Raw genomic sequence first — 21,195 nt, forward strand, 5'->3', positions numbered from 1 at the left:
AGTGGATCGCCCAGTATGCTCTACTGCTTCCATCCGGGCTCCGCGAAACGGGCAATCAATGCACTAACCAATGACGCACTTCACCCAATAAGGTCGCACCACCCTGTTTTCTGGCGAAGCGGCTGTGTCACCGTCGAAAATTTGTAGGAGGAAAGCTACCAAGCCCCGGTAGCCGCACTTTGTGAGGCAACTACAAAGTGGCGACACCTCTCTGGCAACCGTAACATTGAATCGCGACATCCCATCGGACAGGCTTGAACGCAGACGACATTCCATATATCGTTGAAGACGCTCTTGGCATGAGCATGGCACTCGCCGTTCCGAAGCTGCTGGCAGCATTGCTGTAAAAGATTTTTGAAACATCCTTTCAACTGGCGTTCGAGCTTGAAAGGCGGTTGGCGAGTGACGCTTGTAAATTCAAGCCAGGAGTATCGCCATGTTGAATCGTAGTGTGCGTCCTACAACAATCGATGGCGTTAAACGTCTTGCTATCGAAATCCGGAAAAAGAGCGGAATTCAGCATTCCGCAGCTCTTGATCGTGCAGCTCAAGCCGCCAATTGCTCGAATTACCGGAATGCTCGTCGAGTTTTACCTGCGCGAGCCGTTATGTGTGCCCGGCCTTATGTATTGTTGACGATTTACTGGCGCGATGAGAAAAAACCACAGAACATAGGACGCGAAACTCTTAACATCAGCCTCTCAAAGCCAATCCTCCACATCTGCGATAAATTAGCGCTCAAATATGCTCGGGGGTTTGGTGATCTTCGGATGGTCGCAGACGACCATTTCGTATGCGACACATTAGCGCAAACTCAGGTTCGTGCCAGAGAGCGTCTTTGCACCGCAGAGCGCTCGCTACGCTTCATGGAATATACAGGGCTACGCCCCTGTCGCAATCACCGTAAAAATTATCCTGACGGATCATCCAAAGACAACCTGCCAAACAACGATCATGCAACCAGATGGATTGATCCAACAATAGGACAGTTCATATTGGTTGACGAACCATATAAAGGCGCACCTGACGACTTAGAACGCACCAAATGGGCAATACGACATAGATGGAGCATTTCTAAAACCTCTTGGGCTGGGATGTATAATCCCTACGAATGCGATCTTTACATTGCGACAGAAAACTCACCGAACTATGATCTTGATGCCCTGACAAAGAAAATCAATAATATGCCCCCGCCACTACTTGAGAAAAACTGGACCGGGGAATCCGTGCTATCGTGGGATATGTTCGTCAGTCCCATGGCGGACACACCCCAAGATATTCGACGCGCCCGATCACAAGCCACAGTTATTCCTAGAGCCAGTACAACCTCACTTCCCTGTAGCTATAAACCTGGATCTCGGACCCGACGTCCGGTTGGTGCATTAGGCATCGAAGGACATATCCATGCCGGAAGGATCATTAAAGCTATACTTTGGTCAGGTATGTTGCCAGACGGTGTCCACATCCGCTTGAGTTCACTCCGCTCCACGCTTGAAGGCTGGATGAGTTTCGAAATCAAACCCGGAGAGCTTGAAGGTTCCGAATTTTTTGATGTTTATTATCATCAGCCCCAAGAGACTGATCCATATAATGGAAGAGCTAAGTCGCGCGATGGCATCGTCGCATTACTAGTCGAACTCAAAGGGCAGCTTCAAGCGACCTATCAAGACTGTGCACCACTTCGTCAGCAGATCCGACGCATCGAAATGTCAGCTACATTGGTCAACAAGATGAAGACCATTGATAACTGACAGCTTGACGACAGCGCAGGGAATCCTGCGCTGTCGTCAAGATTCAATTGTAAGATCGCATTCAATCATTCCAGTATGTTGCGTCTTTATTCGGTTGAGCTGAATTCACAGTCCAAAAAAAATCTGGTCTTACTTCTTTCATTACTCTGGATGTTCCGGACGAAATCATCCAAGCTCGCTATATATGCCAGCAAGCTGCTACGTCAGCTCTGTCATGATGAAAGGCAATTCACCAACCACACATTGAGATCAACAATCTCCGCACCGATAATCTCATGCGCCATCGGATACACATGCCAGGCAACGTCATGCCCCTCGGCATGCAGCCAATCCCGCGCGAGGCGAGCCGCCGCCAGCGGCACGACCGTGTCGCCCTCACCGTGCGCCAAAAAAACCGGCGTTGCCCGGTTCGCCTCCGTTGCCTCCCTTCCCGTCTGCCCGGCCAGCGGCAGATAGCCGGACAGACCAGCAATCCCAGCCAAGGGCGACGAATAGCGCAGCCCTGTCATCAGCGACATCGCACAGCCCTGGGAAAACCCGCCGATCACGATGCGTCGAGACGGGATACTGCGCGCGACTTCCTGGTCGATCAGGCTCGCCAGATAGGCGTGGGCATTACGTAACCCCGGCTCATCTTCCCGCAGAAGCAAATTTGGCGCGAGAAGATCATACCATGCCGGCATGCGCTCACCACCACAGACCGAAACCGGTCGGACGGGCGCGTTGGGAAAAATGAACCGGACCGCGCCGATGGAGCGCAGGTCGAGCGCCTGGGCAATGGGCGCCAGATCCCGGCCACTCGCACCCAGGCCGTGAATAAGGATGATCGACGCGACGGGATTTTGTCCGGTTTCGACCTCCAGCGCTTTCAGCGGCTTCATCCCCTGCTCCCCTTTCTCATCGACGTTCATGACGCTTGATGAAACCATGGTACGGGTATAATCGTACATTATCAAGGATGCGGAGGCTGTCATGAAACTCGAAATCTGGTCCGACTATGCCTGCCCTTACTGTTATATCGCTAAGCGGTTTCTCGAAGCCGCCCTGGCCGAATTCGAACATGCCCGCGAAGTCGAGATCGTCTTCCGGGCCTTCGAACTCGATCCGACATCAGGTCCGGCAGTGACCACCACAACACTCGACCGCATCATGCGGAAATACGGCAAAAGCCGGAGCGACGCCCAGACCATGATCGACCATATCACGTCCATGGGCGAGAGATGCGGTCTCGACATGCGCTATGCCTCGGTCCGCTACACCAACACCTTCGACGCACACCGGCTGACCAAATTCGCCGAACAGCACGGTCACGGCGCGGACATGACGGAGCGGCTGTTCCGGGCCTATTTCACCGACAACTCCCCCCTCGCCGACCATGACGTACTTGTCGGCCTTGCGCAGGATGTCGGTCTTGATGGCGACGCCGTGCGCGCCACGCTGACGGGCAGCGACTTCGCCGAAGATGTCAGGCGTGATGAAACCCGTGCGTCACAGGCGGGCGTTCATGGAGTGCCCTTCTTTGTCTTCGACGGCGCCTACGCTCTTTCAGGCGCTCAGCCGAAAGCACAATTGCTGGCCGCCCTGCGCCAGTCATGGAACGAGGCACGTAAAACAGTGTCCGAGAATCCTACCACCGGTATGACCTGCGACAGCACGGGATGCGTCATCCCCCCTTCCGGCTCCAGCACTCCCTGAGCAAAGGCCGTCCCGCCCGCGCTTCCGTCAGGCACGCGCGCCTTGGCGGGAGCGGTCGTATTCGGCGATCGTCTCCTGCGTCAGCGGATCGCTGACAAGCGGACCGAGGATGGAGTCCAGCAGACCGGGAAAGCGGCTGTCCAGATCCTCGCGTCGCAATTCAAGACGGTATTCCCGACCGATATGGCGCTGCCAGACCACACCACTGTCACGCAAGGCGCGCCAGTGATGCGTCATGGTGGATTTTGGAATCTGCGGCAGCACATCGCAGCAGGGATGTTCGCCCCCTACGGCAATCGTCCGCACCGCAGCCAGGCGGATGGGATTACCCAATGCCGTCAGCACGGCGTCGAGCCGGATATCCTCGCGTTTCGGATGGCGTGCGATCATGCGGGGATTGGTACGCGTATCATGGGAGCGGGTCAAGAAAACGCTGCTTCCAAGCCCCGTCGTAAGCCTGTGTCTCGATAAGGCTGGCCTTTAATCCGTATGTACGTCTATATTCGTATCAATGAGACTCGTTCATGATGACCGGAGGCCCCCTTGCCACCCAATTTCCTGCCCCCTACCCAAAGGCCAAAGCGGGTCGCCGCCGCATCACGCGCGGCCCAGCTGATTCTCGTTGCCCTGATGCCGGGCCTCACAGGCTGCACAGTCGGCCCGACCTACAAGACCCCCCAGCCACCTGATGCCGCAACATTCGGCGAAACCTGGTCGGAAACAGCGGCCGTCGCTTCGGCCAACTCCACGAAGCAGGCTGCCGGAAAGCCGGGTTCGGACTGGTGGCGTCTCTTTCGCTCGCCCCGGCTGGACGCCCTCGTCACCGAGGCACGTCGGAACAACTGGTCGATCCAGGCAGCCCAGTCCAACCTGCGCAAGGCCGTTGAGGGGCTCCATGCTGCCCAAGGCAGCCTGATGCCCCAGATCGACGCCACCGGCACCGAGGGGCGTCAGGAATACGGGGCCGCCCTGTTCGGCCCCTGGGCATGGACCTTCCCGACCTTCTCCGCCTATTCAGCCGGTCTCGACGTTTCCTATGACCCGGATATTTTCGGCGGCAATCATCGACTGGTGCAGATGGCCGGCGCACAGAAGGATGCCGAACGGGAGCGCCGTGATGTCACGATGCTGCTGGTAATCGGTGATACAGTCCTGACCGCCTTTGAAGTCGCCTCGACAGCAGACCAGATCACCGTGATCCGGGGTGTGATCGACACCGACCGGGAAACGCTCCGGTTGGCGACACTCGCCTGGCAGGTGGGCAGGAGACCCCGGCTGGATGTCGTGAGCGCCGAAGCACAACTGGCGCACGACCAGTCTCTCCTGCCGCCGCTGATCAACGCCCATGAAGCCGCGCGAACGACCCTTGCCGTCCTGACCGGGCATTCGCCCGCCAACTGGACCGCACCGATCCTGACGCTCGCCGATTTCAGCCTTCCGCCAGACATCCCTGTGGTGGTGCCATCCGAACTCGTTCACGCCCGCCCGGACATCATTGGCGCCGAAGCCATGATGCGGGCGGCGAATGCCGAAATCGGCGTCCGAACCGCCGACCTCTATCCCCGGCTGACCCTCAGCGCGGCCGTCGCCGCCGAGGGGCTGATGGGCGGCCCCGCCGGCGCGGCATGGCGCCTGATCGGCGGTACCGCTCTGCCACTTTTTCACGGCGGCACTCTCATGGCTCGGAAAAAACAGGCGGAAGAGGATTACCGGATCGCATTTGATCATTATCAGTCAGTGGTCATCAACGGCTTCCGGGAAGTCGCCGATGGCCTGAACGGCCTGAAGAACGCATCGACGGAACTGGACAACCAGCGACAGGCCCTGACCTCGGCCGATGATGCGCTGACCCTGAGCCAGGCCGGGTATCAGGCGGGCCGGGAGACCATCCTCCAGCCGATCAACGGCCGCCGGCTCGTTCTGCTCGCGCGCCAGAACACGGTGCGGGCACAGACCGAGATGTTCCGTCAGACGATACGGATCCTGGTGGCGACGGGCGGTGGCCTGGCCGACGCCCATGTCACACCCGATCAGTGGCGATCCGTCCGACTCGCCGCGCGATGACCGGCACCTGACTCAGTTTCATCCCCCAAATCCGGACTTCCCAGCCCTTTAAGTACGTATATCCGCGTATAACAATAACTTCGGGAGATATCTGTGCGACGCTTCTCCGTCCCCTGGCACCATGCCACCGCTCTCGCGGTGCTGATGTCCCTGCCCGCCGTAGGCAGGGCTGCCGACACTCCGGCAACGGCGGTCTCCGTCTGGCCGGTCAGACCCGTCCCTTTCGCCGCCCATATCGAGACGATCGGTCAGGTCGAGCCGTTCCAGGGGGTAACGCTCTCCCCTGAAATCGCCGGCCGGATCACCGAACTGGATTTCGATTCCGGGGCGACCGTCCGGAAAGGCCAGTTGCTCCTGGTCCTCAATGACGCGCCGGAACAGGGCGAGCTGATCCGCCAGAGCGGCGAACTGCGGGCGGCCGAAGCTGATCTCGCCCGTGCCCGCTCTCTCATCCGCACCGGCGTAGAGAGCCACGAGGATCTGGAGACAGCCACGGCGCGCTTCGAAGCCGCGAAAGGCAATGTCGCCAGAGTGCAGGCGGTGATCGACCAGAAGCATATCCGCGCGCCCTTCGACGGCCCCGTCGGGATCAGACAGATCAATCTCGGCCAGTATCTGAATCCGGGTGATGCCATCGCCACGCTGACGTCCTACGCCCGGATGCGAGTGAACTTCATCCTCGCCGAGGAGAACGCAGCCAGCGTGCAGCTCGGGCAGACCGTCCACCTGACATTCGACACGACGCCGGGGCAGGATTTCACCGCCACGGTCACCACCATCGACCCGCGCATCGACGGTTCGCATACGCTCTCCATTCAGGCCCTGCTCGACGCGCCGCCGGCCGACCTGCATCCGGGCACCTACACCCATGTCTCCATTGCCGCGAAGGTGGCGCCACACCTCGTGGTCCCGGAAACCGCCGTCACCTATACCGCCTACGGAGAGACGCTTTTCGTCGAGCAGCCGTCCACCGATGGTCCGACCGTCACCGCGACGGCTGTACGCGCGGGCGACCGCCGCAACGGATGGGTGGTTATCGATGACGGGGTGAAGCCGGACGACCGTGTCGTAACCAGCGGCCAGAACCGCCTCGTCACCGGCGTGAAGGTGCGCGAGATTCCGGAAGTCCTGCCTCTGGCCGGCCTGCGGGAGCTGGCACAATGAGTTTTACTGATCGCTTCCTTCGGCGGCCTGTCCTGGCGATTGTCGTGACGATCCTGATTGTTCTCTTCGGGATCAAGGGCTTCAATTCCATCGCAACACGTCAATATCCGACCCTCGAAACCTCCACGATCCTGATCTCGACCCGCTATCCGGGGGCATCATCGGATCTCATGCAGGGCTTCGTGACCCAGCCGATCAGCGAGGCCGTCGCGTCCGTCGAGGGCATCGATTATCTTTCCTCCACCACCACGCAGGGCCTCAGCGTGGTGACGGTGCGCATGATGCTGAATTATGATTCCATGCGCGCCCTGACCGACGTGATGTCCAAAGTGAACGCGGTCAAATACCGCCTGCCGGAAGGCGCGTATGATCCGGTCATCAAACGCACCTCGGGCGGCTTCACCGCCGTCGCCTATATTGGTTTTGCCAGTACGACGCGGCCTCTCTACGAAATCTCGGATTATATCCACCGGGTCGCAGCACCGATGCTCTCGGGCATAGAGGGTGTATCCGAGATCAGTTATTTCGGAGAGCAGCGCCTTTCGATGCGCCTCTGGCTCGACCCAGAGAAGCTGGCTGCCAACGACATGACGGGCGAGGATGTCGCGCAGGCCATCCGGGAGAACAATTTCCAGGCAGCACCCGGCCGGATCCGAGGCGTTTATACGATCAGCAATATCAACCTCAACACGGATCTGAAAACGGTCGAGGAATTCCGTGATATGGTGCTGCGCTCGACCGGTGGCCGGGTTATCCGGGTGCGGGACATCGGGCGTGCAGAACTGGGGCCGGACAATACGGACACCAGTTCACAGACCAGCACGCTTCGGCCGCCGAATGGCAAGCCAACACCACGTCCTTCGATCTTCGTGGGCCTGGAACCGTCGCCAACGGGCAACCCGCTGACGATCATCTCGCGTCTCAACGAGATCATGCCCAAACTCAAGGCAACGCTTCCGCCGGGCATTGATGTCCGCGTCCCTTACGAGACCGCCCATTTCATTCAGGCATCGATCGATGAAGTGACCGAAACATTCATTGAGGCGCTGCTCATCGTCATCCTTGTGATTTACCTCTCGCTCGGTACCGTGCGGGCGGTGATCGTGCCGATCGCCACTATTCCCCTTTCGATACTTGGCGCCGTCGGGCTGATGTACACCTTCGGGTTCAGCCTGAATTTGCTCACCCTGCTGGCGATGGTGCTGTCGATCGGGCTCGTGGTCGATGACGCCATCGTCGTGATCGAGAACGTCCATCGCCATATCGAAGAGGGCAAATCCCCCTTCGACGCCGCGTTACTCGGGGCGCGTGAGGTGGCAGGCCCTGTTGTCGCGATGACCCTCACACTTACAGCGGTTTACGCCCCGATCGCTTTCATGGGCGGACTGACGGGCACGCTGTTCAGGGAATTTGCGCTCACGCTGGCCGGGTCCGTCATCGTCTCCGGTGTCGTCGCACTCACCTTGTCGCCGCTCATGAGCGCAAAATTGCTCAAAGCGAAAGAGAAGGAAGGCTTCATGGAACGGATGGCCGAGCGTGTCTTCGGCTTCATGACTGCGCGCTATGAAACAGTGCTCGATTTTTCGCTGCGGCATCGCTGGGTTCCGCTCGGCACGGCGGCGGTAATCTTCCTTCTTATTCCGGTCATGCTGCATGTCTCGCAGAGCGAACTGGCACCCAATGAGGACCAGGACATTGTCTATACGGCCGTCAAGGCTCCGCAATATGCCAATCTTCATTATGTCGAGACCTACGCCCAGACACTTTACGAGAAGATGTCTGAAATCCCGGAAGGCCATAGCCATTGGCAGATGAACGGAATTGACGGGATCGCCAACAGCGTTGGCGGTGTCAATCTCGACGACTGGGGCAAGCGCAGGCGTAACGCCGATCAGATCCAGATGGACCTGCAACAGCGTGTTGCTTCCATCCAGGGGACCAGCGTCTTCGTGTTCCAGATGGGGGCACTACCGGGTTCAACCGGCGGCCTGCCAGTTCAGATGGTCGTCCGCAGTGATGACAGCTATCGCAATGTCTTCGGCGTCATGTCACACCTGCGGGAAGAAGCCTCTAAAAGCGGTCTGTTTGCCGTGGTCGATAGCGACCTTGCTTTCGATAATCCGGTTGTCCGGGTCGCGGTCGATCGGACCAAAGCCAATGCGCTCGGGATCCGTATGGAGCGAATCGGCAACGCGCTGAATACGCTCATCGGGGAAAACTACGTCAATCGCTTTGGCTATTATGGCCGGTCCTATGACGTGATCCCACAGGCTGTTCCCCTGTCCCGCCTGACACCTGACGCCCTGAAGACCTACTACATGCGCGACCAGAACGGCCGTCAGTTACCGCTATCGGCCCTGGCCAGCGTGCGGGTCGATGTCGAGCCCAACCGCCTGCCCCAGTTCGGCCAGCAGAACTCGGCGACGTTCCAGGCCATTCTCGCCAAAGGCGTGACGATGGGTGACGCCGTGAGCTTCCTGAAGGCAAAGGCGGCGGAGTTCCCGCCCGGTTACAGCTATGACTGGCAGTCTGACTCACGCCAGTATGTACAGGAAGGGAGCGCTCTGATTTTTGCATTCCTTTTCGCACTGATTGCGATCTATCTCGTCCTGTCGGTTCAGTACAACAGCTTCACCGATCCGGTCATCATCCTCGTCAGTGTGCCGTTATCCGTGTTCGGCGCCCTTATTCCACTCGCCCTCGGTGTGACGACCTTAAATATCTATACCGAAATCGGACTCATTACGCTGATCGGGCTGGTCAGCAAGCATGGAATCCTGATGGTCGAGTTCGCAAACGAGATCCTTCATCGTGACAATGTAGACCGCAGGACAGCAATCGAGACGGCCGCCGCCATCCGTTTCCGACCGATCATCATGACCACAGCAGCAATGGTCGTAGGTCTTGCGCCCCTGGTCATCGCTACCGGTGCGGGCGCGAACAGCCGCTTCGGACTGGGAACGGTAATCGTTGTCGGCATGATCGTCGGCACGACCATGACGCTGTTCGTTCTGCCCTCGGTCTACACGGTCATCAGGCCGCGCCGCAGCAAGACGGTGTGACAGGCCATGCGTCGTCCGCCATTCGATTTGTGGCAACTGCTGTGCGTGCGGGCAATCGCCGAGCACGGCAGTATCCACGGCGCGGCGCGTTTCCTGAACATCCGACAATCGGCCGTCAGCCGATCCCTGCATAACCTTGAGGAGCGGCTTGATGTCAGGCTGTTCATCCGTTCGCCGGCGGGCGCTGCTCCAACCATGTTCGGTCAGGAATTCATCCGCTGGAGCCAGACGATCCTGGACAATGTGGCAGGCATGAACACCCGCGCTCGGCGGACGGGCAAGGGCGAGAATGGCCAGATCTCTATCGGTATCCAGACCTGCGTGCTGCCCGGAAGACTCTCGACCTTCACGGCAGACTTCCGCGCCACTCACCCCGATATCGTCTTTCGCTATTCCGAGGGTACAGGCAAGAGGCTGCTGCGCCGGCTCCAGCGCGGGCAGATCGATTTCGCGGTCGTCACCCGCCGCAACCTGGCGCCCTCCTTGCGGGTCACGCCTCTGTGGAGCGACCGCATCGTGGCCGCACTCCCCCCTGATCATCCCCTGGCAACACGACCGGAAGTATCCTGGACAGACCTGCGTCACGAGACGTTCCTCACGGGACGCGACAACGCGGGTCAGGACTTCGAGGCACTCATCCAGCGCAAGCTCGGGGAAACCGGCATCCGCCCAAAGATCCAGCGTCATGATATCGGCAGCAACAGGATCGTCGCACTCGTCCAGAACAACGAAGGCGTCGCCCTGCTTCCCGCCTCGTGGCTACCGCTGATCCGCGATCGGCATGGCCATGACATCGCGATCACGGAAATCCGGGACGCGGGTGGCTCCTCCCATCTGGAATTCGGGATCGTCTGGCGACCCGACAATGAAAATCCCTGCGCCCTGAGTTTCGCCCGCTATATCGAAAGCCACAGACCATGAAGCTATTTTTCTGACGACGTTCCTTTCCTCTTTCTCCGCGCCCTGGCGAACCCCTTGTCCGATATCATGAACTGCCGGAGCATGGGCGCGACCAGTCGGGCCGGATCCATCGTCCCATCGCTACCGGAAAAAAGTGCTGCGTAGGCAAGCAGATCACGATGAAGATCGGCGGGTAACGCCACGGTCATTTTCACCGGTTTCTCGTCAGGGATTTCCGTGATCTTCAGCTCTGTCATCTTAAATTTCCTCCATTCTGATAGGGTTTGAGCAATAGGTCGCGGCTGAGAATGACGGTGAAGGGTAGTCCCGGCCGGTCGGTCAGGGTGGGCTGGACGTTGAGGCTGCGGTCGATCAGGCGGTTGCCGACCATGGAGAAGCCGTTGCTGGCGCCGGAGCGGATTGCCTGGGCCAGATTGTTTTCGCTCTGGCTGGTGCCCGCCTCGGAGCCGACGCTGAGGAGCGTGGTCACCAGGGCCGCTTTGAAAAGCTGGCCCCAATGATTGTCGACCTCGTCAGACAGGCCGGACTAGCCGATGGCGTCACCACCGGGCAGCTTCTCCAGCACGAGGCTCTCGCCGTCGGGGTATATAAGCCGCGTCCAGATGATCTGCGTGCGCTGCTGCCCGAAGGAGATCCCACTGTTATAGGCCCCGAACAGCCTGCTGCCCTGCGGGATCAGCAGATAGCGGCCGGTCGGGCTGTCATAGACGTTCTGCGTGACGTGCCCCACGATCTGGCCCGGCAGGTCGGAACTGATCTTCGTGTTCAATGCGCCAGCGATCACCGTGCCCGCCTGGAGGACATAAGGTGAGGCAGGCGGCGCAATGCGGTCCGGGCTGGTCGTCGCGCGATCAGGCTGCCCTTCCAGAAAGGCGAGGTTCCCAGCCTGTGGCCCGGTCGTGGTGGACGCCCGCCCCTGAGTGGCAGGAGCGTCCGGCGCGGGCGGCATCGTCTGTTCGCCGGCGCGGTCACGTTCCCCCGTCTGCACGAATAGCCGGCTGGCGATCGCGGCCTCGACCTCCTGCGCGACACGGCGATCATCCCCGCCTGATGCGGCTTTCCCCTGTGCCTTCAGGATGGTGTGCCCAAGGTCACCGGGCAGTGCAGGACCGAGCTTCGGGACGCCACTGCCGACGTAGTCTGAGGGCAGCCCCGCCAGCCCATCGGCGGACGGACGCACATCCGTGTCCTGGCTGGCGGCCGGTGGCGCTTTGTGGCTGCTGTTCTCCAGCGCGTAGCCGAGTGCCAGACCAATGGCGAGCATGCCCGCACCGCCGAGCGCCCAGACCACGGTGCGGTTGAGCCTTACCACGCGCGGCCGTTCGGCCCTCAGACGCAGATCGGGCGGTGGTGATGCGGAATTTCCCCCTGTTGCCGGAACCGCTGGATTTTCGCCCGCTGTTGGAACCTGCCCAGTCATGTCCGCCGTCCATCGGTGCGGACGATGCGCACGCGCTGCTCGCTGTGTTTATCCCCGAGCCGCAATTCGGCGGCGGCAAACAGGCGATCGACGATCATCCAGTTCTGCCGGACCCGGTAATTGACCAGTTCCGCCCCGCCATCGGCCCCCAGCACAAAGAGTGGCGGCAATTCCCCCTGCCCGATCCCGGACGGGAACGCGATATAGACCTTGTGGCCGTCATCGAAGGCCCGGCCGGGCAACCAGGGGGGCACTCCGCCTTTCACACTCTCGATCGCGTAGCGGAAATTCAGCGCGTCGAGATTTAGCCCCACGTCCACGGGGGCAGCGTCATCGGCCGCACTGTCCTGTCGATGCAGGGCAATCAGGTCGTCCTCGGGATAGTCCCACGACACCGATGCCATGTAGGTCGCGGGCGTGGAGCGCAGTTCGGCGAGATAGGTCCGCCGGTCGGTGTTGACGATCAGGTTTGTGATCAGGTCCGGCCGCGTCGGTTTGACCAGAATATGGATGTGTTTTGTCGCCCCTGCCCCCGCTTTCGGTATCACCGATGATCCAGCGCACGGTATCTCCGGCGGCAACCGGCCCGGTGCCGACCAGCTTTTCGCCCTGCTGAAGCATGATGTCGGTAATCTCGCCGGGCGAGGTATAGACCTGATAGAGCGCTCCGGAAGAATAGGGATAGACCTGCACCGCGTTGATGAACCCTGCGCGCGTGGGCTGGATACGCGCGGCCAGATTGGCCTGCGTGACCCGTGCCGTCGGGTCGGCGACTTCGGGGGCCGGATGGGCCGTGCGTCGTGGCGGCAGCGGCTTGAGCTGCCCCGGCAACGGGAGAGGCTGTGGCACCTCCACCACCCGTACGGGCTTCGGCGGGTCCGGCAGACGTGTCGCCTGCACGGCGTCATCGTAGCGAATGACAGGCGGATGATACTGCCCCGAGCAGGCGGACAGGGCGAGCAGCGTCAGCGGCAACGCGCGCACGATCATGCGGATCATTGACCCAACTCCTTCGACCAGTTGATGGCGGAGACGAAAATCCCGAGTGGATTGCGGCGAAGATGATCGGCATCGCGGGGCGTGCGCAGAACGACCGAGACGATGGCGGTCCAGCGCTCGGTGCCAGTAAACGCCCCGTCGCGGTAATGGCGCTCAGTCCAGGCAACGCGGAAGCTGCCGGGCGAGGCGCGGATGACCGAGGCGATGTCCACCTCGACCTGTTCGTGCCCGATGCGCGAGAACGGATCATTGAGCCGCGCGTAATCGTTCAGGGCCGCAGCCCCGGACGTGGTGGTGAAATCATAGGCGCGCAGCCAGTTGTGCCGGACCACCACGGCGTCCGACGACAAGGAGCGGACGTCGTGAACGAACTGCGCCAGATACCAGGCGATCTGCGGATCGGCGGGCATGTAGCCCCCTGTCGCCGGGGCTACGACCTGCGCCTGCCCCAGCCGGTCCACCTGCACCACCCACGGCGTGATGGTGCCGCGCATAGACTGCCAGACCAGGCCAGCCCCGAGACCGGCGGACAGGAACAGGGAACCGAACGCCATCAGCCGCCAGTTACGGGCCTGGATGCGGGCGGAACCAATCCGCTCGTCCCACACCTGCACTGCTTTCTGATAGGGTGTCACCGGCTCGGGCGTGGTCCCATAGCGTGTGGTGGAGCGACGGAACATCATTCTTTCTCCGAGAGATCGATGGAAGCGGATCCGCCGCCGCCATCGGCGGAGCGGATGACATTGGCGGCCTCGGCAGCATGGGCGGCAGCATTGCGGCGCTTCATCTTCCGCGCCCAGCGCGGCGGCTTGCCGTCGGAGGCGTCGCCGCCATCAGGGCCGCCTCCCGAGGGGCCGCGACCAGGGTTGCCGCTACCGGCAGGCCCGGAACCGGGGTCATCCCCGCCGCCGGACGGGCCTGAAGACCCACCGTTATGCGACGGACCGTCGCCTTCTCCCCCGCTGCCCATCGCACCAGCGGCCCAGCGTCCGCCGGCCGCGTAGCTTTCCTTCAATGACGACGCCGCCGCGCCGACCTTGCTCTTCGCCGCGTTCACGGCAGCGCCACCAACAGCCCGGCCCATTCCGCCGATACCGGCAGCCACGCCTCCGGCACCGCCCGCTCCGGCGCTGTAGGCCGTCGTGGCGGCGCCCGCGACGGCTGCCCCTCCGCGTGCGGCGGCTGCCGTCGCGCCGAGTGCGGCAGCCCCGCCCGACGCCAGGGCAGCGGGGGCAGCCACGGCAGCGGCTCCCATCGCACCCACCGCCATACCGGTTCCTGCTGCGGCTCCCGCGCCAAGCTGCGGCGCACCGGAAATCAGCCCGTTGGCGACGCTGCCGCCATACATGGCGAGCCCGATCATCGCGAGTGCCGCGAGGACCACGGACAGCGCCTGGCCGATCGTCGGCAGGCTGTCGCCATAGGAGGTGGTGAACTGAGAGAACAGCGTCGAGGCGATGGCGCTGATCACGGCGAAGACCATGATCTTCACGCCGGAGGACACCACGTTGCCCAGCACCTTCTCGGCGAGGAACGCCGTGCGGTTGAACAGGGCAAACGGGATCAGGATGAACCCCGCGAGCGTGGTGAGCTTGAACTCGATGATCGCCACGAAAAGTTGGACGGCGAGCACGAAGAACGCCGCCATGACGATGAACCAGGAGATCAGGAACACCGCGATCTGGGCGAAGCCGGTGAAAAAATGGATCGGGTCGAGGAACTGGTGCATCGCATCCAGCAGCGGCTGCGCCGCGTCAAACCCCGTCGCCGCCAGTCTGCCGGGATGCACGAAATCACCCAGCGCCAGCTTTCCGCCGCCAACCTTCAGGCCGAGGGCTGCGAAGCTGTCGAATATCTTCTTCGAGAGTACGTCGAAATTATCGATGACAAACGCGAAGAAGCCGATATAGAGCGTCTTCTTCACCAGCCTCTGGATGATGTCCTCGTCTGCCGCCCAGGCCCAAAACAGACCGGCGAGCGCGATGTCGAGCACGGACAGCGAACCGGCCAGGGACACGACATCGCTTTTCACCAGACCGAAACCGCTATCGATCGTCGTGGTGAAGCTGTTCAGGAAATTGTCGATGACGCCTGCATTCGCCATACCCATGCCCGCCATGACCGTCAGTTCCCGTCATTGAAGACGGAGACGGCGCCCGGCACATAGGCGTCGTGCTGCGCAAAATGTTCGTATTGCGCCCGGCCTTCCGCCTCGGCCGCCGCCTCACGCGCCCGGTCGAGGTCCTGTGCCCGTCCGTTGGCCGACAGCACGGCAACCACGTCCGAGAGCTGCCGGGATTGCAGGGCCAGAAGCTGGTTGCCGGCCTGCGCCGCCTGGAGCGCGCCGCTCGAACTCTGGCTTGCTGAGACGAGCTGGGTCATGGCGCTGCTGTCGGACGGGATATTGCCGACGGCACGGGCCTGCATCTTCAGGGCATCCTCGAACCCGCCGACGGAATTCTGCCAGCGGGTCTGGGCCTGGCTGAACAGGGCACTGTCGGACATCCCCGACGAGACGGACGTGTAGGACTGCTGGTACTGCTGCTCGACCGAGGTGACGCTGTAGGCGATGTTCTGCGCCTGCGCGAGTAGCGCGGTGGTCTGGAAAATCGTTGATTGCAGCGTCGACAATGTCGACAAGGGCAACAGGGCGAGATTCTTCGCCTGGTTGACCAACATCTGCGCCTGATTGGCGAGAGACGTGATCTGGTTGTCGATCTGCTGCAATTCCCGCGCCGCGATCAGCACGGTCTGGACATGCGCAGCCCCGTCATAGACCGCCCATTGCGCATGGGCGGATTGCACCGAACTGACGCTGGCACCAACGGCCAGCGCCGTGACGGATGCGAACAGTCCCATACGACGGAAAAGTATTGCATGAATCCGGAAGAGTTTTTCCGTCATGGCACGCCTCCTTCCAGCAGAAGGTCCGCAGCCCATGCCACGCTGCGTGCGTCGAACCATGCCGCGAGAAATCCGGCACGTCCGTGTTCCGCCAGCACTGCATCGATCAGCTTGTGATCGTCCTTCCCTGATGCCGCGCACAGGGCGAGCGCCACCGGTCCCAGCCCCAGTTCGAACAGACGGTTGCCGCGCTGGGTCTGGCAATAATACTCCCGCTTCGACGCGGCACGGGCAATGATGGCGATCTGCCGGTCATTCAGCCCGAAATCCCGATAAATCTTGGCTATCTGTGGTTCGATCGCCCGCTCGTTCGGCAGGAAGATCCGTGTGGGGCAGCTTTCCACTACGGCCGGGGCAATGCGGGAATTGGCGATATCGGACAGGGACTGGGTGGCGAAAATCACCGATGCATTCTTCTTGCGCAGGGTTTTCAGCCACTCGCGCAACTGGCCGGCGAAATCCCCGTCATCCAGGACCAGCCAGCCCTCGTCGATCACCAACTGGGTCGGGCGGCCGTCCAGACGGCCCTCGATGCGGTGGAACAGATAGGACAGCACGGAAGACGCCGCGCCGGAGCCGATCAGCCCCTCAGTCTCGAACACGACGACGTCCGCATCGCCAAGACGTTCGGCGTCCGCATCGAGCAGGCGGCCATAGGGACCGCCCAGACAATAGGTCACCAGCGCCTGCTTCAGGGCGTTGGACTGGAGAAGCGCTACCAGTCCGGACAGGGTCCGCTCATGGGCGGGCGATGACGCGAGGGAGTTGAGAGAAGACCAGAGATGGGATTTCACGTCCGGCGTCAATGCCACGCCCTCACCCACGAGAATCTGCCCCAGCCATTCTGAGGCCCATTTGCGCTCGTCGGCATTGTCGATCTTTGCCAGCGGCTGGAGTGACACGGCGGGCTGCCCATCATCCTCGTCGGTCAGTCCGCCCCCGAGATCGTGCCAGTCTCCGCCCATGCCGAGCGTCGCCGCCCGCATTGAGCCGCCGAAATCGAAGGCGAAGACCTGAGATCCCGGATAGCGGCGGAACTGGAGCGCCATCAGTGCCAGCAGCACGGATTTACCTGCCCCGGTCGGTCCTGCGATCAGCGTGTGACCGACATCCCCGACGTGAAGGCTGAACCGGAATGGCGTGGCGCCCGCCGTCTTGCCGTAGAAAAGGGGGGAAGCACGGAAATGGCCATCCTGTTCCGGCCCAGCCCACACGGCGGACAGAGGAATCATATGCGCCAGATTCAGGGTTGAAACAGGCGGCTGGCGGACATTGGCGTAGACATGACCGGGCAAGGAGCCGAGCCACGCCTCCACCGCGTTGAGGCTCTCCGCCATGCAAGTGAAGTCGCGGCCCTGGATGATCTTTTCGACTAGCCGGAGCTTCTCGGCCGCGATGGAGGCGGAACCATCCCAGACTGTGATGGTCGCGGTGAGATACGCCTGCCCGACATCGTCAGCTCCGAGAGACTGCAAGGCCAGATCGGCATCCGCGGCCTTGTTGGCAGCGTCATTGTCCACGAGCACCGACGCCTCGTTGGTCATCACTTCCCGGACGATCGCCGCGATCGATTTCCGCTTGGCGAACCACTGCCGACGGATTTTCGTCAGCACCTTCGTCGCATCCGTCTTGTCCAGCAGGATCGCACGGGTGGACCAGCGATAGGGCATGGCCAGCCGGTTCAGGTCGTCCAGGATTCCGGGAAAGGTGCGGCTGGGGAAACCCGTGATGGTCAGGGTTTTCAGATACGCATCGCCGAGCTTCGGTTCCAGACCGCCCGAAAGCGGCTGGTCCACCAGTAGGGCATCCAGATACATCGGGATTTCCGGCACCCTGACGCGCTGGTTACGGGTCGAGATCGTGGAATGCAGGTAAGTCAGCGTCTCGCCATTATCGAGCCACGCGGCCTCGGGCATGAACCCATCCAGCAACGCCAGCATCCGGTCGGTGCGGTCGACGAACGCATGGAGTATTCCGTGTGGATCGGGGCCGTCCCGTTCCCTGCCCTCATAGAGAAAGCGTTCGGCACGGCCTGATGATTCCGCTGGCGGCAGCCAGACCAGGGTCAAGAAATACCGGCTCTCGAAATGCGCGCCCTCATCCTCGAACTGCTCCCGGCGTTCGAGATCGACCATCTGGCTGGCGGCATCGGGAAAGTCACTGTCAGGATAGAGGGGCGCCGGGACGCGCTGCGCTTCCACGAACACCGCCCAGCCGGAGCCAAGGCGGCGGAGCGCATTGTTCAGCCGCCCCGTCACACCCACCAGTTCGGCCGGTGTGGCACTATCCAGATCGGGGCCACGAATTTTTGCTGTGCGCTGGAAACTGCCGTCCTTATTGAGAACGACGCCTTTTCCGACCAGCGCGGCCCAGGGCAGGAAATCCGACAGGAGGGCAGCACGGTTGCGATATTCCCCAAGGGACATCATGGCCGATCCTCCTTAAGCCCGGAGCCAGGCGGGATAGCGGAGATGCCGCCGTCCGACCTCAATGAACAGCGGATCGCGCTTCGCCCCCCACACCGCGAGCCCATGACCGGCGATCCAGAAGACGGCGCCGATCAGCCATAGCCGCAGGCCGAGCGCGATCGCCGCCGCCAGCGTGCCGTTAGCGATGGCTACAGCACGCGGCGCGCCCCCCAGCAGGATCGGGTCGGTCAGCGAGCGATGCACCGGGACATGAAAGCCCGGCACCGCGTCATCCTCATATCCGACGGCCATCAGATCAGCGCTCCGCCAGAGAAGGAGAAGAACGACAGGAAGAACGAGCTGGCGGCAAAAGCGATGGACAGACCGAAGACGATCTGGATCAGGCGACGGAATCCGCCTGAGGACTCCCCGAAGGCCAAGGTCAGACCCGTGACTGTGATGATGATCACCGAGATGATCTTAGCCACCGGACCCTGCACGGATTGCAGGATCTCGTTCAGCGGCGTTTCCCACGGCATGTCCGACCCGGACGCCAAGGCCGAGGAGCACCATGCAACCGAAAGCAGCAGCATGGCGGAAATGGCAGGCGCGTGCTGGCGCACGCGAAAGAGAGCGCGGGTCATCGAGAATCTCCGTTGGTATGTACTGGATGAATGCGATAGATACCTGTGGCGGGATCAATCCCGTCCACGGTGGCGAGTTCGGACAGCCGGCGGGCATTGCCGCGTCCGGACAGGACCGCGATCACGTCAATGGTTTCCGCGATCATGGCGCGCGGCACCGTGACCACCGCTTCCTGGATCAGTTGTTCCAGACGATACAGGGCAGCCAGCACCGATCCGGCATGCAGCGTACCGATGCCGCCCGGATGGCCAGTGCCCCATGCCTTGACCAGATCGAGTGCTTCGGCACCACGCACCTCACCGATCGGAATACGGTCGGGGCGCAGGCGGAGACCGGACCGGACGAGATCCGAAAGGGTAATCACACCTTCACGGGTCCGCAGGGCTATGAGATTAGGCGCCGTGCATTGCAGTTCGCGCGTATCCTCGATCAGGACGACGCGATCACCGGTTTTGGCCACCTCGGCCAGCAGGGCATTGACCAATGTGGTCTTGCCGGTCGACGTGCCGCCCGCGACCAGGATATTCTTTCGCTCTGCACAGCGTTGCGAAGATATGCCGCCTGCTTTGCGGTCATGATCCTGGCCTCGACATAGTCGTCGAGGGTGAACACGGCGACGGCGGGTTTGCGAATCGCGAAGCTCGGGGCCGTCACCACAGGCGGCAACAGCCCCTCGAAGCGCTCGCCGGTTGGCAGTTCCGCCGAGACGCGTGGTGCTGCCTCATGCACCTACGCCCCGACATGATGGGCGACCAGGCGCACGATGCGCTCGGCATCGGCCGGTGTGATGGTTTCGCCCGTGTCCCCCATGCCGCCCGCCAGACGGTCGATCCACAGCCGCCCGTCGGGATTGAGCATCACCTCGACCACAGCGGAATCGGCAAGATGCCCCGCAATCGCCGGTCCCATCGCCGTGCGCAGCATAGAAATACCGCGCTGTCGGGCACCATTTTCAATTGGTGTAACCGTCATGGAAATCCCCGTCCGGCCAGGTCATCCGACTTCTCCGGACGACGACGGGGATCATTAGAGAGTGCTGTTTTCTCCTATTTTCAACAGCCTTTTCTCACGATCGTACAAGATCGTAACGGATGCGGGTTTTACTTGCTCCTGACGGTTTATCGAAACCGGCAGACGAAGCCCGACAGACAGGTTCAGGAAAGGCGTTCTTCCTCGACCTCCTGCGCAAGGAGCATAGAGTCCCCCCGCAGCCGGGCGGCATCACGGGCCGGGGGTACCCCGAACATACGCCGGTAATCGCGGCTAAACTGGGAAGGGCTGTCATACCCCACGGCAAAACCGGCTTCCGCCGCGTCATCCCCGTCCGCCACCAGACGCCGCCGGGCCTCCTGCAGCCGGATGCAGGTCCGGTACTGCATCGGGCTCATCAGCGCCACCGCCTTGAAATGCCGAAACAGCGAAGGCGCGCTCATACCGGCGAGGCGCGCCAGATTGTCGATCCCGAACTCCTCGGCATAATGCGTCCGCATCCAGGCCATGACCCGGGCAATCCGGGTCAGGTGGCTGTCCGCCACCGCGATCGCCCGAAGCCGAACGCCGAGCGGGCCTATCAGCAGGCGGTAATAGATTTCCTGCCGCACCAGCGGGGCAAGAACCGCTATATCGCCTGGCGTATCCAGCAGCGCTACAAGACGGCGCACGGAATCCAGCAACGCCTCGTCCAGCGATGCGACGGCCAGACCGGCTTCATCCCCTGCCCCTCTGTCCCCGCCGACGGGCACGGACAGCAGCAGGTCCGCCAGCACCGCCGGATCGAAATCGATACTGAGCGCCAGATAGGGTTGGTGCGGACTGGCCTCGATCACCGCGCTGCTGACCGGCAGATCGACCGTCGTGATCAGGTAATGGCTGTCGTCATAGGTGAAGGCGTGCTGTCCAAGCTCGACCTGCTTGCGGCCCTGGACGATTAGATAGAGCCGGGAGCGGTAGATGCAGTTCAGCGGCACCGATCGACCTTCGGAGTGGAACAGCATGAGGCCGGGCACGGCAGTCGGCGTGCGCCGTCCGGCCGCGTGGCGCCCGATAAGATCGCGCAGGTGATCGATCGCGGACATTCATGATCCTCCGCCATCAAACTGCTCTTGTGGATGACGGCGCACAAGGCGCGGTGTCTACTTCTGATAGCATCATGCAAGAACGCGA

Annotated in this window: 16 protein-coding genes and 3 pseudogenes; 6 read left to right on the forward strand and 13 right to left on the reverse strand. The window is 61.7% G+C overall.

Annotated features, from left to right (window positions below; translation table 11 throughout):
• Positions 1-436: 436 nt before the first annotated feature.
• Positions 437-1,750: a DUF5623 domain-containing protein gene (locus tag HLH21_RS11780; RefSeq protein ID WP_182943951.1), complete on the forward strand. Its 1,314-nt coding sequence runs from the start codon at positions 437-439 to the stop codon at positions 1,748-1,750.
• Positions 1,751-1,962: 212 nt separating this feature from the next.
• On the opposite strand, the gene HLH21_RS11785 is transcribed toward HLH21_RS11780, so the two are convergent.
• Positions 1,963-2,661, reverse strand: coding sequence for an alpha/beta hydrolase (locus tag HLH21_RS11785; protein ID WP_246379643.1), 699 nt, complete (start codon positions 2,659-2,661; stop codon positions 1,963-1,965).
• 61 nt (positions 2,662-2,722) lie between these two features.
• Here HLH21_RS11785 and HLH21_RS11790 point away from each other — a divergent pair, with 61 nt between their 5' ends.
• On the forward strand, positions 2,723-3,445 hold the full coding sequence (locus HLH21_RS11790) for a DsbA family oxidoreductase (RefSeq protein ID WP_182943952.1): 723 nt from the start codon (positions 2,723-2,725) through the stop codon (positions 3,443-3,445).
• 27 nt (positions 3,446-3,472) lie between these two features.
• Here HLH21_RS11790 and HLH21_RS11795 read toward each other — a convergent pair whose 3' ends face one another.
• The gene (locus HLH21_RS11795) at positions 3,473-3,835 is read right to left on the reverse strand and encodes an ArsR/SmtB family transcription factor (RefSeq protein WP_182943953.1); all 363 of its coding nucleotides are present in this window, start codon (positions 3,833-3,835) and stop codon (positions 3,473-3,475) included.
• A 153-nt stretch (positions 3,836-3,988) separates the two neighbouring features.
• Between HLH21_RS11795 and HLH21_RS11800 the strand changes: the two genes are divergently transcribed.
• From HLH21_RS11800 to HLH21_RS11815, 4 genes are all read left to right on the forward strand, one after another.
• Positions 3,989-5,509 (forward strand): efflux transporter outer membrane subunit, encoded by a 1,521-nt coding sequence (locus tag HLH21_RS11800; protein ID WP_182943954.1) that lies wholly within the window; start codon positions 3,989-3,991, stop codon positions 5,507-5,509.
• A gap of 93 nt (positions 5,510-5,602) precedes the next feature.
• Positions 5,603-6,673 carry an efflux RND transporter periplasmic adaptor subunit gene (locus HLH21_RS11805; RefSeq protein WP_264811533.1) on the forward strand — a complete coding sequence of 357 codons (1,071 nt, stop codon included), beginning with the start codon at positions 5,603-5,605 and terminating at the stop codon, positions 6,671-6,673.
• A complete protein-coding gene (locus HLH21_RS11810; protein WP_182943955.1) occupies positions 6,670-9,735 on the forward strand; it encodes an efflux RND transporter permease subunit in 3,066 nt (1,021 codons plus the stop codon). Before HLH21_RS11805 ends, HLH21_RS11810 begins: the two co-directional genes overlap by 4 nt.
• A 6-nt stretch (positions 9,736-9,741) precedes the next feature.
• Entirely contained in the window at positions 9,742-10,656 is a 915-nt protein-coding gene (locus HLH21_RS11815) for a LysR family transcriptional regulator (protein ID WP_182943956.1), read from the forward strand.
• 2 nt (positions 10,657-10,658) lie between these two features.
• Here the strand turns inward: HLH21_RS11815 and HLH21_RS11820 are convergent, their stop codons facing one another.
• From HLH21_RS11820 to HLH21_RS11870, 11 genes and pseudogenes are all read right to left on the reverse strand, one after another.
• Positions 10,659-10,892 carry a DUF2274 domain-containing protein gene (locus HLH21_RS11820; RefSeq protein ID WP_041249229.1) on the reverse strand — a complete coding sequence of 78 codons (234 nt, stop codon included), beginning with the start codon at positions 10,890-10,892 and terminating at the stop codon, positions 10,659-10,661.
• A pseudogene (locus tag HLH21_RS11825) lies at positions 10,889-12,076 on the reverse strand (TrbI/VirB10 family protein). The gene HLH21_RS11820 and the pseudogene HLH21_RS11825 overlap by 4 nt, the downstream one beginning before the upstream one ends.
• Positions 12,073-13,075: pseudogene (trbG, locus tag HLH21_RS11830) on the reverse strand (P-type conjugative transfer protein TrbG). The pseudogenes HLH21_RS11825 and trbG overlap by 4 nt, the downstream one beginning before the upstream one ends.
• Positions 13,072-13,755 carry a conjugal transfer protein TrbF gene (gene trbF / locus HLH21_RS11835; RefSeq protein WP_182943984.1) on the reverse strand — a complete coding sequence of 228 codons (684 nt, stop codon included), beginning with the start codon at positions 13,753-13,755 and terminating at the stop codon, positions 13,072-13,074. Before trbF ends, trbG begins: the two are co-directional and overlap by 4 nt.
• On the reverse strand, positions 13,755-15,185 hold the full coding sequence (gene trbL, locus HLH21_RS11840; protein WP_182943983.1) for a P-type conjugative transfer protein TrbL: 1,431 nt from the start codon (positions 15,183-15,185) through the stop codon (positions 13,755-13,757). Before trbL ends, trbF begins: the two co-directional genes overlap by 1 nt.
• A 14-nt stretch (positions 15,186-15,199) precedes the next feature.
• Complete coding sequence (gene trbJ, locus HLH21_RS11845) at positions 15,200-15,979, reverse strand: P-type conjugative transfer protein TrbJ (RefSeq protein ID WP_182943957.1); 780 nt, start codon at positions 15,977-15,979, stop codon at positions 15,200-15,202.
• The gene (gene trbE, locus HLH21_RS11850; RefSeq protein ID WP_182943958.1) at positions 15,976-18,408 is read right to left on the reverse strand and encodes a conjugal transfer protein TrbE; all 2,433 of its coding nucleotides are present in this window, start codon (positions 18,406-18,408) and stop codon (positions 15,976-15,978) included. The genes trbJ and trbE overlap by 4 nt, the downstream gene beginning before the upstream one ends.
• 12 nt (positions 18,409-18,420) lie before the next feature.
• A complete protein-coding gene (locus HLH21_RS11855) occupies positions 18,421-18,699 on the reverse strand; it encodes a VirB3 family type IV secretion system protein (protein WP_182943959.1) in 279 nt (92 codons plus the stop codon).
• Positions 18,699-19,031 (reverse strand): TrbC/VirB2 family protein, encoded by a 333-nt coding sequence (locus HLH21_RS11860; protein WP_182943960.1) that lies wholly within the window; start codon positions 19,029-19,031, stop codon positions 18,699-18,701. Before HLH21_RS11860 ends, HLH21_RS11855 begins: the two co-directional genes overlap by 1 nt.
• A pseudogene (gene trbB / locus HLH21_RS11865) lies at positions 19,028-20,004 on the reverse strand (P-type conjugative transfer ATPase TrbB). The gene HLH21_RS11860 and the pseudogene trbB overlap by 4 nt, the downstream one beginning before the upstream one ends.
• A gap of 182 nt (positions 20,005-20,186) precedes the next feature.
• On the reverse strand, positions 20,187-21,107 hold the full coding sequence (locus HLH21_RS11870; protein WP_182943961.1) for an AraC family transcriptional regulator: 921 nt from the start codon (positions 21,105-21,107) through the stop codon (positions 20,187-20,189).
• Between the last annotated feature and the right edge of the window lie 88 nt (positions 21,108-21,195).

This window comes from Gluconacetobacter johannae (assembly GCF_014174305.1).
Lineage (GTDB): Bacteria > Pseudomonadota > Alphaproteobacteria > Acetobacterales > Acetobacteraceae > Gluconacetobacter > Gluconacetobacter johannae.

What these genes read in the sequence shown, in the direction of transcription:
- HLH21_RS11855 (WP_182943959.1), bottom strand. Translation starts at nt 18,699, where the DNA reads ATGGCCGTCGGATATGAGGATGACGCGGTGCCGGGCTTTCATGTCCCG.
- HLH21_RS11810 (WP_182943955.1), top strand. Translation starts at nt 6,670, where the DNA reads ATGAGTTTTACTGATCGCTTCCTTCGGCGGCCTGTCCTGGCGATTGTC.
- trbL (WP_182943983.1), bottom strand. Translation starts at nt 15,185, where the DNA reads ATGGGTATGGCGAATGCAGGCGTCATCGACAATTTCCTGAACAGCTTC.
- HLH21_RS11815 (WP_182943956.1), top strand. Translation starts at nt 9,742, where the DNA reads ATGCGTCGTCCGCCATTCGATTTGTGGCAACTGCTGTGCGTGCGGGCA.
- HLH21_RS11780 (WP_182943951.1), top strand. Translation starts at nt 437, where the DNA reads ATGTTGAATCGTAGTGTGCGTCCTACAACAATCGATGGCGTTAAACGT.
- HLH21_RS11785 (WP_246379643.1), bottom strand. Translation starts at nt 2,661, where the DNA reads ATGAACGTCGATGAGAAAGGGGAGCAGGGGATGAAGCCGCTGAAAGCG.
- HLH21_RS11820 (WP_041249229.1), bottom strand. Translation starts at nt 10,892, where the DNA reads ATGACAGAGCTGAAGATCACGGAAATCCCTGACGAGAAACCGGTGAAA.
- HLH21_RS11870 (WP_182943961.1), bottom strand. Translation starts at nt 21,107, where the DNA reads ATGTCCGCGATCGATCACCTGCGCGATCTTATCGGGCGCCACGCGGCC.
- HLH21_RS11795 (WP_182943953.1), bottom strand. Translation starts at nt 3,835, where the DNA reads ATGATCGCACGCCATCCGAAACGCGAGGATATCCGGCTCGACGCCGTG.
- HLH21_RS11790 (WP_182943952.1), top strand. Translation starts at nt 2,723, where the DNA reads ATGAAACTCGAAATCTGGTCCGACTATGCCTGCCCTTACTGTTATATC.
- trbF (WP_182943984.1), bottom strand. Translation starts at nt 13,755, where the DNA reads ATGTTCCGTCGCTCCACCACACGCTATGGGACCACGCCCGAGCCGGTG.
- HLH21_RS11860 (WP_182943960.1), bottom strand. Translation starts at nt 19,031, where the DNA reads ATGACCCGCGCTCTCTTTCGCGTGCGCCAGCACGCGCCTGCCATTTCC.
- trbE (WP_182943958.1), bottom strand. Translation starts at nt 18,408, where the DNA reads ATGATGTCCCTTGGGGAATATCGCAACCGTGCTGCCCTCCTGTCGGAT.
- trbJ (WP_182943957.1), bottom strand. Translation starts at nt 15,979, where the DNA reads ATGACGGAAAAACTCTTCCGGATTCATGCAATACTTTTCCGTCGTATG.